Origin of the sequence: Tunturibacter empetritectus (assembly GCF_040358985.1) — a bacterium.
In the GTDB taxonomy this organism is placed as follows: domain Bacteria; phylum Acidobacteriota; class Terriglobia; order Terriglobales; family Acidobacteriaceae; genus Edaphobacter; species Edaphobacter empetritectus.
Genome location: NZ_CP132932.1, coordinates 2,397,306 through 2,411,371 on the forward strand (window position 1 = coordinate 2,397,306; position 14,066 = coordinate 2,411,371).

9 protein-coding genes and 1 other RNA gene are annotated in these 14,066 nt (G+C 56.3%); 2 read left to right on the forward strand and 8 right to left on the reverse strand.

The window, feature by feature from the left end; genetic code table 11:
- Window positions 1-46 precede the first annotated feature (46 nt).
- The 3 genes from RBB75_RS09865 to RBB75_RS09875 form a co-directional block, all read right to left on the reverse strand.
- A complete protein-coding gene (locus tag RBB75_RS09865; RefSeq protein WP_179640702.1) occupies window positions 47-2,098 on the reverse strand; it encodes a glycoside hydrolase family 2 protein in 2,052 nt (683 codons plus the stop codon).
- Window positions 2,099-2,200: 102 nt separating this feature from the next.
- On the reverse strand, window positions 2,201-3,877 hold the full coding sequence (locus RBB75_RS09870) for a CocE/NonD family hydrolase (RefSeq protein ID WP_179640703.1): 1,677 nt from the start codon (window positions 3,875-3,877) through the stop codon (window positions 2,201-2,203).
- A gap of 22 nt (window positions 3,878-3,899) precedes the next feature.
- The gene (locus RBB75_RS09875) at window positions 3,900-7,511 is read right to left on the reverse strand and encodes a TonB-dependent receptor (protein ID WP_179640704.1); all 3,612 of its coding nucleotides are present in this window, start codon (window positions 7,509-7,511) and stop codon (window positions 3,900-3,902) included.
- 200 nt (window positions 7,512-7,711) lie between these two features.
- On the opposite strand from RBB75_RS09875, the gene RBB75_RS09880 reads away from it, so the two are divergent.
- Together RBB75_RS09880 and RBB75_RS09885 are read left to right on the forward strand one after the other, a co-directional pair.
- Window positions 7,712-8,581 carry an IclR family transcriptional regulator gene (locus RBB75_RS09880; RefSeq protein ID WP_179640705.1) on the forward strand — a complete coding sequence of 290 codons (870 nt, stop codon included), beginning with the start codon at window positions 7,712-7,714 and terminating at the stop codon, window positions 8,579-8,581.
- Window positions 8,582-8,896: 315 nt separating this feature from the next.
- The gene (locus RBB75_RS09885) at window positions 8,897-9,628 is read left to right on the forward strand and encodes an SDR family oxidoreductase (RefSeq protein ID WP_179640706.1); all 732 of its coding nucleotides are present in this window, start codon (window positions 8,897-8,899) and stop codon (window positions 9,626-9,628) included.
- 106 nt (window positions 9,629-9,734) lie between these two features.
- Here the strand turns inward: RBB75_RS09885 and RBB75_RS09890 are convergent, their stop codons facing one another.
- From RBB75_RS09890 to ssrS, 5 genes are all read right to left on the reverse strand, one after another.
- Window positions 9,735-10,322 (reverse strand): hypothetical protein, encoded by a 588-nt coding sequence (locus RBB75_RS09890; protein WP_179640707.1) that lies wholly within the window; start codon window positions 10,320-10,322, stop codon window positions 9,735-9,737.
- Window positions 10,323-10,517: 195 nt separating this feature from the next.
- On the reverse strand, window positions 10,518-11,672 hold the full coding sequence (locus RBB75_RS09895; RefSeq protein WP_257031333.1) for a VWA domain-containing protein: 1,155 nt from the start codon (window positions 11,670-11,672) through the stop codon (window positions 10,518-10,520).
- A 28-nt stretch (window positions 11,673-11,700) separates the two neighbouring features.
- Entirely contained in the window at window positions 11,701-12,816 is a 1,116-nt protein-coding gene (locus tag RBB75_RS09900) for an RluA family pseudouridine synthase (protein ID WP_179640708.1), read from the reverse strand.
- Window positions 12,806-13,555, reverse strand: coding sequence for a prolipoprotein diacylglyceryl transferase family protein (locus RBB75_RS09905; protein WP_179640709.1), 750 nt, complete (start codon window positions 13,553-13,555; stop codon window positions 12,806-12,808). The genes RBB75_RS09900 and RBB75_RS09905 overlap by 11 nt, the downstream gene beginning before the upstream one ends.
- A 271-nt stretch (window positions 13,556-13,826) precedes the next feature.
- Window positions 13,827-14,011: non-coding RNA, 6S RNA (ssrS, locus tag RBB75_RS21100), on the reverse strand.
- Window positions 14,012-14,066: the final 55 nt, after the last annotated feature.

A 14,066-nucleotide genomic window follows, 5' to 3' on the forward strand; every position in this document is an offset into this window, starting at 1 on the left:
TTACGGACAATATTTGCTCGCCCACTGGGTTCGAATCAAGTCAATTTCAGCTAAGGAGCTTCGCTAACTCAGCAACAACAGGCTTAGGGTTTCCGTCAAAATCGACGATGGAGGCATTTTCTGTGCACGGAAAAGAATCGTGCCCCATCCAGATAATCAAACCGCCGCAGGCCGGAAAGCGGGACAGCACCGATCGTAGCGCGATCGTCAATGCCGCTTCCTGCCGGGCGTTCATCCATGCGACGAACTCTTCGAGATCTCGTGGTTCACGTCCTTTCTCTTTCGCGAACTTCGGCCAGTCGATCCACCAGGATTGGCGTGCCCATAGAGGATTTTCGCTCGTGCCCGGCACTTCAGGAAGATCTCCCTTATATTTCCGGATAATGCTGACGGGACTCGTCGAGGGCGCACCCATTTCGGAATGAAACATGGCGTCGTCTCTGGCCCATAGCGTCGTCCACTCCCCCTCCGGTAGGCCGTCGAGATTCCACGGTCCGTGCACATCCCAGAACACGCCCTTGCCACAATCCTGGAGACTAAACACACCCACGGGCCCATACGGGTTCGTCGCAAGAAAACGTCGGCCTGAGTCTTCGCGCGCGACAACTTCAGCCATTCTTACGACGGCTGGATGATTGCGGATGGTCAGCGTAGGCTGATTGCTCTTCACGCCATTTTTGTCATCCTGCAATTCGTTACCACCGCACCAGAGAAGAAGCGATACATGATGCGCTCTGCGTTCTATATATGACTGAGCAATTTTGCCAAGTTCATCCACACTGGCCGGGTCGTCCGGCGGGTAATTATCCAGCCCTGAGCTTGAGAGAGGAAACTCCTGCCAAACTAACAGCCCTAGTTCGTCGCACAAGTTGTAGAAGTTTTCTTTCTCGAGAACGGCACCGCCCCAGACGCGTACCAGGTTCATACCGCAATCACGATAAATGTTCGCTCGCTTGCGGTAGTCTTCCTCTCGAACATCGGCAAAGTTAGGGCGGATCGGCGTCCAGTTAACGCCGAAGAGAAACACGGCTTTCCCGTTCACAACACAAAGATAGGGATCGGCCGTGTCTGGCGCCCCCTTCGTTCTCCGCCACTCAATACTCTTAAAACCGACTCTTCTGGACTGACGCTCTAGCAAACGTCCGTGGTCATCTAATAACTCAACTTCCAAGTTGTAGAGCGATTGTGGACCCATACGATTCGGCCACCAGAGATCGACTGGTAGTTCATTCCATTGCAGGCCGCTACTGGAAAAGTCTGGAGCGTTGACCTCTACAGTTCTCAACTCGCGTGCGCGGTCCGTTAGCGTGATTCGAACCTTGCTGCCTCCATGAACACTGCCCCAGACCTTTAGCTTGCCTTTGCCGCTAGCAAGATCGACATCGGAAAAGCATCGGAGTGTCTTAATCTCCGCGCCATGAGTGATTTCAAGCGTGACGGTGTCCCATATGGCCGTCTGCACGATGCGGTTGACCCAATCCCAACCAAAGTAGAATCGTGGTTTCCATTCGTTCATGCGCGACGTGTAGCCAACCTGTCCAAGCCAGCGAGGGCCCGGTGTCAGCCGAATGGAAAGCACATTGCCAGAAGGTTTGAGCGCAGAGGTCAGGTCGGCGACAACTGGAACAAACGAATTCCGGAAAGAAGCTACCGTTGTTTTGTTCAGGACTATATCGCCAGCATAGTCAAGGCCCGCGCAACGAACGCGTACTTGCTGACCGTTTTGCAGCCATTCATCAGGGATGGCTACCTCATAGATCCAGTCACGATTTTCAAGCCATTCGCACTTTCTCGCATTCAGGCCAACGTTCCAATCTTCGATGATGCCGGCTTTAAGCAAGGCGGCCTGCACGGATACCGGGATGGAAACGGTAAGTGGTCCAGCATCAGGCACGGCAAAGCTAGCGTCATCGTGGGTCTGTGCAAAGTTGCTGTAAAACGGAGAAAGACCGATCAGTTTCCAGCTCAGTTGTGACAGATCGTAAGTGGTTTTCATGGAAGGCGACTGCGAAAGGGGCCGCTCCTGCAGAGCTTCGACCAGAGAAGCTGCGTGCGCAGAAACGCCGGCTGAAAGTGCGCCAATTGCACCCAACTTCAACAACTCTCTTCGGCTTAGCTGAGATTCTTCGTGAGACAAATCAAACTCCTTGGTTTTTTGCTCCGGATTCGAAGGACCAGCATTTTCTGTGAGTCAGCTCTGTTACTGCGGAATAACTGGCAGAAGGATTGCCGAGGGATGTTCGCTGTCATGAAAGATCGCGTTCGTCGCCTTGATCGGATTCTTTTCCTGATCGAAGTTGGCTCCGGTGTTCGGGTTGGAATCGAACCGGGGACTATTGCTGCTCGATACTTCTACGCGCAAGCGATGGCCGGGCAGAAATACGTTGCTGGTAGGGCCGGCAGCCACTGTAGCTTTGTAGATCTCACCAGGCTTCAGCGGCTCAGGCTTCTCCATCGAGTTTCGGTAACGCAACCTCAAGATTCCGTCGGTAAGATTTTTGGCGTAGCCGTCGGGACTTACATCCACGACTTTAACCGTGAGATCGGTATCCACGGCGGATGAACGCACATAGACTTCGGCCTGTATGTTTCCTGTCACCTCAAAGTCGTTCTTGAAGGACTCTGAGGTGTAGACGAGGACATCGGGGCGCTGTTCGATTGAGCGTTGATCAAACGCACCACCTGGTGGTGTTGGGGCGCAGCAGAGCCCTCCACCCTGAGTTGAAACAGGATTTGAGGGGTCATAGACATATTGATCGCTTGACTCTTTCTTCGGTGTGGCGGGACTCAAGGAGCCATCGCCGGTGAGTGAATTCGCCTTGCCGCCCGAGTGCAGGTAGTAGCGAGTGCTCTGTGCTCTCGCAAGAGGCCATGCGTCTTCTTCGCGCCACGAGTTCTTTCCCATGACGAAAAGCTTTACGGGCTTTTCGGTCTTGAACTGGTTCGCTGTTCCCTTCAAGATGAAGTCATACCAGTCAAAGACGAGCAACGGATTAGGATTGGCCGTAGGGCCGAAGTCAACATCGCCGGACTTCGAGGAAGCCATTCCGTGCGTCCACGGGCCGATGATCAGCCGTTGCTTTGCTTGCACTGCCGGATTGCCATGCTTGCTGACGCTTTCGTAGTCACGCAAGGCACCCGAGATGAAGACGTCATACCATCCACTCAAGTAAAGGCCTGGCGCAAGTATCTTTTCTGGCCGCGTGTCGATCGTCATCAGCTTCCAATACTCGTCATAGTCCGGATGCAAACGCCAGTCGCGATAGAAATCTACCGAGTGAAGGTCGGCAGGTGGTTTCTGTGTCACGGGATCAGCTGAAACTCCACTCACCCAGCTGTCGGTCACATTTTTTTCTAACGCTCCTCCCTGATAGATAACGCCTTCGTGAAAATTTGAGGGCACCATCCACGGGGTGATGGCCACCAGGTGAGGAGGTGATGTGACAGCAGCTAACACTTGCGTGATTGCTACGTAGGAACCACCCCACATCACTACCCTGCCGTCGGAACCTGGAAGCGATGCGGCCCACTCTACCGAGTCGTAACCGTCAGAACCTTCGTTCTGGAACGCGTACCAACTTCCTTCCGAAGCGAATCGTCCACGACAATCCTGAACAACCGTGATGTACCCGTGCGAAGTGATGAGACGGGCGATAGGGTCTCCAGCCGCTTTACCATACGGTGTACGAACCAGGACAACTGGATATTTTCCATCGCCTTTAGGACGATAGATATCAGCCTGCAGCCTAATACCGTCTCGCATCGTTGCCGGCATGTTATGGTCGACGACGAGATCTCCGGCGTTTTGTGCCGCCGCGATGGACACGGTTGCACACAGAAACGCGAAGACGCACCCTGCCCAGCTATGTCGTGTCATACATCCTCTTCCCTATTGGCCTTTAGAAAGCCAGCTTCAGTCCAAATTGAATGATCCTTGGAGACACAGTTGTTGAACTGATGTAGCCAAAAGTCGGAGAATCAACCGTAGCGTTTGGCGCACCAAAATTGGCCCAGTTGAAGAGATTGAAGGCCTCCGCACGAAACTCCAGGCGAATCGCTTCGTGTATCGGAGTCTCCTTGATCAGCGAGAAATCGACATCCTTTTGGCCCGGGGTCCGAATAGGCAGTCCCCGCCCCAATTGGCCGTAGTCCAACGGGCCAGGCAATAAAAAGGAACTTCCTGGCTTAGGCATATCTGTTCCTGGCGTCAAGCCCGGAGACTTGAAGTAGTGTGTCAATCTGTTCTTGTTCGATCCACTGCCTTGAAGATTAGCTAGTGTCGCGCCGGGGATCAAATCCGGCGTCAGGTATCCGTCCGAAATGACAGCACTGTAGATTGCCTGCGACATAAGAAAGGTGATGGGTTGGCCTGACTGAAAAGTCATAATGCCTGCTGTCTCCCACCCCCCGGTAAATTTTTCAACGAACCCGTGCCGGTTCTTGAGAGGATCGGGAAGCTGATAGACCAGGCTGGTTGTCGAACGTGTTTTCCGGTCCCAGTCCGATAGACCCCAGTGATTATTAAGGTTGTTGTCTCCAGGCGGCTGCGCGTTACCTGCGCCACCACTCAAACCTCCCGAGCCTGCACCTGGGGCACCTGAGTTAAGGGAATTGTTGTCCGCCGATCTTCCGAACGTGAACGCTGAAAGAAACTGCAGACCGTGGCTCATACGTTGGTTGAACGTGAGCACAAGCGCGCTGTACTTGGAACTACCATTGAACCTATCCAGGGTTAAGCCACGATCTGCAATAACGCCCGCAACTGGTACACGATCCTGAATATTCGCGTAGGTATTCGTCGTAATTCCACGGATTGGATTCGAAGGGCTAGCGATGTCTGGCTGATTTGCCGCCAGCGCGTTGAGCAATCTCAGTCCATGCGAACCCAGATAGGCGATTTCAACGACAGAGTTTTTTCCGAGCTCCCGCTCAATGGAGAAATTGAACTGCTGTACGTAGGGGTTTCGCGCGTTTGGATCTAGCACTTGGTTGTAATAGCCAGGAGTTCCGCCAGGGACATATTGACGAGGTTGCCATAAGGGGAATTGATCATCGGCCGGCAGGTTCAAGACATCGAAGGGATCCTGCAGCGTAGGAGTAGGTTGCCCGACGAGCTGCTCAACGTCATTGAAGGGAATTCCGTCGGCCTCATTGTCGGCCGCAGCAGTGGATGAGCGGGGATAGAAGAGCCCATAACCCCCACGCACGGACCAATGTGCCAACGGCTGCCACGCGAAGCCAACGCGCGGACCGAAGTTCTTGAGGTCCTCTCCTTTCACGAGCGTATTACTCTCGAGAGCTACCCCACTGGGAATGGTCTTGCCCGGATGAAGTCGAGCATAGTCCCGCGCCAAAGTGTACCCAGTATAGGACTGAGAGGCGTTGGGGATGCCAAAGGCCCCCTCTGCAATGAGTGAAGGATCAAACCCTGCGATCCGACCTTCAGTATCGTGCGGCCATGCGAAGTAGTCCCACCGCAAGCCGACATTCAACGTGAAGTTTTTAGCAAGCTTAAAATCATCCTGAGCGAAATAACTCATGTCGTTGAAGCGGTAAGATTTAGCGAAGCTCCCGGTGGCCCCCGCTGTATCGATGATATTGCTGTAAGGAAAGCCTATTGAGGCAAGACCATTTTGAGCAGCACTCTGGCCTAGAAGGAAATCCTGGAAGGTCTCCATCAAAATGGCGCCAGGTTTTCCGGTATTCGAATCCTGAGGCAGTTGGTGACGAGTATATGACCCGCCAAAGCGGATGTTATGTCTCCCGATAACCTTCGAAACAGTGTCTGCGATGATGTACTGATTCTCGGAGTTCGCGGCGTATACCGAGTTGGCGCTTGCCGATATCCCGGCCTGAGCTATGAGGAACCAGGGAAAGTAGGAACCACCATCCGGCAAAGGCTTGATCCCTACGTCCGATGCACTAATGGGGTCCTTGGCATTTGTGACCAATGCGACCCGCAGGAATGCAGCGCGTACCTCATTCACGAGCGTGGGCGAAGCAGTGAACGTATGCGACAAAGTAAAGTTTCGATTCTGGTTTTTTGCGACGCTGGTAAAGCCGGGCAAGTTCCCGAGCAATGAATTTTGATTGATGTTTGCCGTAAAGATTTTGGCTGATAACAGCTGGCGATTTGAAATCTGGTAATCAAGGTCAAGCGCGTATTGATCCTCGTTGTAGTGGCCGGGAAGGCTGAAACTAGCGTTTGAGTACACCTGGCCGTCGCCTGCACCACCCAAGCCGTCGCTCAGGGCACTGGCTGGAAACGATGGGAACAGATACTGGCCATTCGGTAATTTCGCTTGCAGAATGTTGATAGCGACCGGATTGATGTTCGAGCCGTCGGTGCGAACGCAATTGATTCCCGCAGCACAAACTCCGGCGGGATAGCCGACTCGTCCGCCATAGATTGCACCCAAAGAGGAGATCAAGCTTGCTGTATTGCTGCGATCCCCTGCGGGTAGCAACGGGTAAGATGGCAATGTATAGACAAACCCCGGCGAAGCCCCATTGATTTGCCGAGTCCCTTGATAGCCAAAGAAGAAGAAAGCTTTGTTTTTTATAACAGGGCCGCCAAACGTGCCACCGAATTGATTCTGACGCAGAATCGGCGTCTTGTTTCCGTTTCCAGCCTCTATCTGCGAGCCTTTGTAGAAGTACTCGTTTGCATTCAGCACGTTGTTGCGAAAAAACTCAAACACATTACCATGAAATTTATTTGTGCCACTCTTCGTGACGAGGTTCACATTAGAACCGCCCGCCTGGCCGTATTCGGCCGAGTAGAGGCTTGACTGGACCTTGAACTCCTCGACTACGTCTGGCGATGGAACCGCAATAAAGTAAGCACCCCCCGTCACAGCGGCGACTGCATTCGTCCCATTGAGATTGATGCTGTTGTCATAATATCGGCCACCAGCAACGGAGAACCCTTGAGTGCCATTGCCGAAAGCTGCGGCGACCGGCACATCCGTTACCACACCGCCCTGTAGGGTGAGAAGTTGGGTGAAGTTCCGGGTCGATAGGGGCAACGACGAAACCTGGTTACTATCGAAGACGTTTCCTGTGGTCGCAGACTCTGTTTGCAACAGCTCCGTCTGATTACTAACCGTCACGATCTCGGTCACGTCCCCTACGGCAAGTGCTACCTGTCCCAAGCTGGCCGTCTCCGTCACGAGCACGACGACTGGTTGCCGCACTAGCTTCTTGAAGCCTTTCGCCACCACTTCTACCCGATAGCGTCCTGGCTCAACGAGAGTAAAAAGAAAGATGCCGTCTGCCTTACTCATCGTGGAGCGAGTGGTGCCAGTATCCAGGTTCGTTTCGGTTACGGTAGCTCCGACTACGGAAGCGCCACTGGGGTCGAGCAAGGAACCGGTGATTCCTCCTTTGGCTCCCTGCGAATAGGCCACATTCATTCCTGCCAGGAAGACCAGCACAAGCTGGAGTATGGCGTGCAGGACATGCCTGTAGCGCTCCTCCACAACCTTTCCCATCTCCAGTGCTTGCCTCATGTTCCTCCCCTTTTCTAGGTGCCAGTGCGGGATCACTAGAAATTTCGCAGCGTGTGGCTGTCAAATATCTGCTCAATAGATTGAGGGGTTTTCTGTCGTGACGTAGTCTGCAACATCATTGACAGTCCGGCACTCGTGGTGGCATCCTCGCAAGGATTTCCTTAATAGACTGAACACGCGGTATTTGTGGAGTTACCCAGGTGACTTTAAGAGAAGTTTCAACCCGTCGGAATCGAGCAGAAAGGACAGATCTCGGTACGTCTCTAGATCGCGCGCTTGCTATTTTAGAGATGGTTTCAGGAAACGGCGGCGGTACAACAAATGCAGAACTAGCTCGTCGCCTATCGATTCCCACGAGCAGTTGTTCCTATGTGCTACAACGATTGGAGAGGACCGGGTACCTGACAAGGTCAGAAGAAACTCGGCGCTACGAGCTGGGAATTAAAGTTCTCGGCTTGGCGCACGGTGTGCTCCGCGATACAGGATTGCCGGGAGCAGTGGATTCAATTCTTAAAGAGATTGCGGAGAAAACTGGCCAGGCCGTGATTATAGCCATTCTTTGCAAGGATCGCATTACGATTTTGAGAAGAACAGGACTTCCCGAACTGAATGGTGTCGATTTCGAAATGGGATCCAGTTTCCCGGCACATGCGACCGCAATCGGAAAAATGTTGCTCGCGCGGCTTTCAGATGCTGATCTGCGCGAACTTCTCGATTCACAGCAACTCGTAAAGCGATCGCCGAGAACGATCAACTCCAAAGACGACTTGATGCGGAACCTGGTGGATATCCGGAGGCGTGGCCACTCGACGAGCAACGGCGAACTGTTTATGAGAATCCGAGGGCTGGCGGTGCCTATCATGGATGACGCCGGGCAAACCTGCGCCGGGCTGACAGTTGCAGGTCCTCGCCTGAGACTGGATGATGACGAAGCCATCCGAACTATTCACGATGGCGCCGCAATGATCTCAAAGCGATTGCGAGAGACAGCCGAGCATAGGCGATCCTTGAATTCGCCCTTCGATGTACTTACAGCACTACGGCATTTCGCTGCGGATCGGATCATCTAAGGACTCACCTTCAAGACGCCATCGCCACAGTTGACTCTCGATCTCCAAGTCAGGAAGCCCTCAATACGGTCGATCGCGATGGATCATCTGTCTCGCACCGGAGCATCGAGAGAAAAGTTGATGCAGGTGGGCAAGCTGCCATGCAAGTTTGGCCGGGAACATAACAGGATTGTTATATGGTTCGTTCTGAAAGACGCTCATAGCGGAAGAGACCGGGGCGGCCCCGATTTCTTCCCACAAGACGTCTTCTAAGGGCCTAGGCTTGATTGCTGAATCCAACCAAACCCATGAATCATCTTCACTGGAAGAGGCACGATGGTAAAGGGACAGGTAGTTGCAATTACAGGGGCGAGTAGCGGCATCGGAAAAGCTACCGCTCTTGAGTTGGCTCGCCTGGGAGCAAAGCTTATGTTGGGCGCACGGCATGAAGAAGCTCTTTTGCAAGTAGCCGAAGAAATCCGCGCTGCCGGAGGCGAGGCCGTGTACCGCATTACGGATGTGAGCAGGCGTGAGGACCTTCTGAAACTCGTACACCTTGCCCAGGAGACCTTCGGTCAGCTCGATGTTCTGTTCAGTAATGCCGGTGCCATGCCCATCGGACCATTCGACGAGCTTGCCGTCGATGACTGGGAGACGATGGTGGACGTTAACATCAAAGGCGTGCTCTTCGGGATCGCTGCTGCACTCCCCGTCTTCCGTCAGCAGGGCTCCGGGCACTTCATTCATACGGCATCGACGGCTGCCCGTAAGACGGTTCCGAATCAGGTGGTATATTCAGCCACCAAGGCGGCGGTGCTGGCTCTTTCCGATGGCCTCCGTCAAGAACTTGCAGGCCAGATACGCGTCAGCACTATCTTGCCAGGATTCACCGACACCGCCTTCAGCGAGCATGTGAAAAACCCTGAGATGAAAGCGCAGATGCAAAAGGCGGGAGAAAAGTTCGCGATGTCACCCGAGACTGTGGCTAGAGCCGTTGTTTATATACTGGAACAGCCCGAAGGAGTAAATATCGGTGAGGTAACGCTTCGTTCGAAGGCGCAGGCATGACGTTTATTGCAGCTGTAAATACCGGCAAACGCGCTGCATGGCAGTTGAGATGTGGCCACCGCTGAAGAATTAAGCCCATGCCATCCGGCAGGACTGAGTTTCGGGGCTAGCGTCCTGGAGGCGCGGGGACCATGACGGCGCCGGGGTCGACTTTGGGGATGCCGAAGTGTCCACTGAGATGGACGAGGTCGAGGGGGCGAAGCTCGCAGGCGATCTGGATGACGCTCATATCGCGCGCAGAGCGGTTGATGACGGTGACTCCGGTGATGTCGGCGCCTGCAAAGTGGAGCCAGAGATCGGTGACGGTGTTGCGGGGCTGGGCGGTGTTAGCGGAGTTCTGGTTGGCGTTGACGAGGTGCTTCCAGCCGGCGGCGTTGTAGGAGGCGATGATGGCGTCCATTGCTTCGGGGGTGTAGAAGGCGGGGCGAGGATAGCGATAGTTATCGATCGAGATGCCGGTGAGAGCGGCGGGAGCGCGGTTGGCGTCGAGGCCGTTGGACTCAAGGAGATTCTGGGCGATCTGGATCATGCTGCGATCGAAGCTGAAGGAGGTGTGGGTGGCGGGCTGGTCGGCGAGGTTCATAAGCGCGCCCTGGAGGTCGAGCGGCGGGGGCGGCGGCGGGCCAGTGGGTGGTTGCGCGATAGCCACAGCGGTGTAGAGGGCAAGGGTGAAGAGGACGGGACGCAGTTTCATGGATGTCTCCCTCATGGATAGGACCCGGATTTTGGCGGGGAGTTCTCCCCGGTGCACCTATTATTTGCCTGTTGGGGTGAGGGTGCAAGTTTCGGGCTTTGCGGCTGGCTCACTCAGGAGATGTCCTGCCGGACGAGCGCCCTGCGCGGACGGCGGTCACTTCGTGACTTGTATACCCCTTCGGTTGGCGCTCCGTTATTGCGGTGGGCGGGGGGAGAAGTAGCCTTTTTGGGCGCGGACTTTGTAGCGGGGGTCGTTAGCCTGGAGGTAGATGGTGCGGAAGGAGCCGTCCATGCGAAGGCCGGCGGGGCGGTAGACCAGGTGATACTGGCTGCGCAGCTCCTCTTCGATGTTGTGGAAGCCGATGGCTACGTCTTCGAGCTTGGTGGGGTAGAAGGCCTGGCCGCCGGTGGCGTCGGAGATGGCTTTGAGGACGTCGTCACCCTTGTCTTTGCTGGGGCTGATGTTGGTGGAGATGGTGTAGACGATGGTGTCGGCGCGCTGACACATCTTGATGGCGTCGGACTCCTGAACGCGGGAGTAGTTGTCGTCGCCGTCGGAGACGAGGATGAGGGCGCGACGGACGGCTCCAGTCTCCTGGAGTGGAAGCATCTGGTCTTTGCAGGTTTTGTAGAGGGCGTCGAAGAGGGCGGTGCCGCCGCCAGGACGGAGTTTGCGAATGCCCTGATTGAGGAGATCGACGTTGTTAGTGAAGTCCTGAGCGACGTCGGTTTCGATGTCGAAACCCTCGACGAAGGCGCGGTCGTTGAGGTGGAGGATCTGGAGGAGGAACTCGATGGCGGAGTCCTGCTCGAACTGGAAGCGCTGGCGGATGGAGCTGGAGGTGTCGAGCATGATGCCGACGCGCAGGGGGAGGTTGGTCTGCTGGGTGAAGCGGAGGACGGCGGTGGGAGGACGGCCGTCGTCGAGGAGGCCGAAGTTTTCGCGCTTGAGGCCGGTGATGAATTTGCCGTGCTTGTCGGTGACGGTGAAGATGAGATTGACTTCGTTGACCTGGACCTTGATGGTGTCGACGGGCTGGTCCAGGGGGGCGTTGGCTGGGGGTGGGGCGGCCTGACCTGGGGTTTGAGTCGGCGTAGTTGCGGGGGACGTTGTCGTGGAAGTTTGGGTTGTTGGGGGCGGGGTCGCTGTCAACTGAGGTGTGGAGGTGGGCGGCTGCGGCGTCTGGGTCGCAGCTGTTGGTGTGGCTGGCGCGGGGGTGGATGGTGTCCCTGGTGTTGATGACGGCCCCGGGGTAGTCTGCGCATGCAGGATCGGTGCGGCCAGGAGGAGGGAGAGCAGGGCAGATCGTAAAAAGGCGGGGAGTTTAATGCTTAAGGCAGGGTTCATTCGGTTGGGCGCGGTCACTCGGATGATTTTACTCAATTGCGGACGAATTGGTGCGAATTGCACGCAAAAACGACTCTAGTTCGACAGGGAGAGGTGCGGCGAGATCCATCGGTTTGCCGGTCTGGGGGTGGGTAAAGGAGAGATGTGCGGCGTGGAGGAAGTTGCGGGTGAGGTTTGTCTCGGGCGGCAGGCCGGGGATGGCGTGGGGCGCGCCGTAGAGGGTGTCGCCGACGATGGGGTGGCCGAGGGATTGGGCGTGGACGCGAATCTGGTGGGTGCGGCCGGTCTCGATGCGGACCTCGACGAGGGTGAAGGGGCCGTGTGGGGTGGTGAGGCGTTCGAGTACGTGGAAGTGGGAGACGGCGGTGCGGCCATCGGCTCGGCGGGTGGTCATGCGGCTGCGGCGGATGAGGTCGCGGGCGATGGGGAGGCTGACGGTAGTGTCGTCTTTTTTGAGGTGGCCGTGGAGGAGGGCGACGTAAGTTTTGGTGACCTGGCGGCGGAAGAACATGTCGCCAAGTTTGCGGTGGGTGCTGTCGTCTTTGGCGACGAGGATGAGGCCGCTGGTGAGTTTGTCTAGGCGATGGACGATGCCGGGGCGGAGGTCGCCGCCAACGTCGGAGAGCTTGGCAAAGTGGAAGAGGAGGGCGTTGACGAGGGTGCCGCGGTTGCGGGCGTCGTCCGTAGAGCCGGCTCCGGCGTGGACCATCATGCCGGCGGCCTTATCGATGACGGCGAGGTACTTATCTTCGTGGAGGATATGGAGGGGAATGTCCTCGGGGACGGCGTGGAGGGGCGCGGGCTGGGGGGAGCCTTCGATCTCGATGGATTCGCCGCCGTGGAGCTTTTGTTTTGGCTTGGCGGGATTGCCGTCGACGCGCACCTGGCCGGCTTCGATGAGGAGCTGGACGCGGGCGCGGGAGATGTCGGGGAGGGCTTGGGCGAGGTAGAGGTCGAGTCGAAGGTTGGCGGCGGCAGGGTCGGCGGTGAAGGTGCGGATTGCGTCGGAGTCTTCTTCGACCTCGTCGAATTCGAGGACGGACACTGGGGGTGGGGCGGTCTCTTCCACACCGCGGGTGGCGCGGTACTCGGGTTTTACGGTGCGGCGGCGCTGGCCCTTGGGGAGCATGTTCTTAGACGGCATGGGTGACCAGCTTTCTTGGCAGCAGCAGGATGACGGCCGCTACAACGATCATACCGAGGGCGATCCACTGGATGGGGTCGAGGAGGATATAGGCGGAGGTGGTGGTGTAGGGGTAAGGTTGGCGGAAGAAGGTGAGAAGGAACTGGAGGGTGCCTGCTGCGACGAGGGCTATGGCGACGGTGTCCCCTGGCTGGCGGCGGTGTTTGAGTTGGCGGAGAAGCAGCGGGGTGAGGATTGCTGCAGCAATGGCGGCGTAGAGGGCGACGGGGTGGAGACGGATGTGGCTGGGTGGAATTCGGATGCCCCAAGGGAGGGTGGTAGGGAGGCCGGCGTCGCTGCCTTCGGCGAAGTGGCCAAGGGCGAGGAAGGCCCAGACGAGCGAAGCGCACGGGCTCCAGGCGTCGAGGGTGTCGAGCAGTGGGAGGTGGCGGATGCGTAGGTAGATTAGAGTGGCTGCGAGGGTGAGTTGGATGCCTGTGGCGGTTAGGAAGGGCACGATGAGTAGAAGGATGGGGTAGGCGAGGAAGTTGTGGAGATTGGTGGCGATGAGAAGAATGCGGGAGAGAGTGAAGGCAGAGAGGAGGGTGAAGAGGCCGGCGTTCCAGAGGCGGTCGGGGTTGAGGCCGACGAGGGCGGCGGTACGGAGGCTGAGTGTGAGTGCGGCCATGAGGCCAAGTGCGGCGAGGACGCCGAAGGTGGGGAGGAGGAGATGGCCGGAGTGGAAGAGGTAGGGGTGCACGTTCTGGGTGGTTTATTTTGCTGCTGGTGCTTCTGTTTTTTGGTGCTGGACGAGCGAAAAAGAAAATATAGATGTTCTTCGACTGTGAACTCACAAAGCGCGTGATTCACTTCGCGCGGACAACCCCTCTGATTTGTTCCTTCAGACTTATGGGAAGGAGCGTTTCCTCTGGAGTAAAGCTGCGTGGTGCCTGCATAGCGCGTCAGTGGAAGGAGAGTTGCGTGCCTTCGTTTTAATAACTCACGGTGATTTGCGGAGTGTGAGAGAAGAAGACCGACCCACTGGGCCGTACGTCGAGTCGCTGGTGAACCCGTCTAAGACGGCGGGACCCTGCCGTGGTTCTTTAGGCGTTCCTGACTGGAGGACAGCACACCGAACCATGTATACGAGCCAGGCCCCTGTTCAATGAATATTGGTTCAACCAGCGTGGGTCGCGTACCTGCTTTGCAGGCCGGTTTCTTAATTTGGATGCTATCGGGATGTGGGGAGATTCGCAACTCGATGGGCGGTG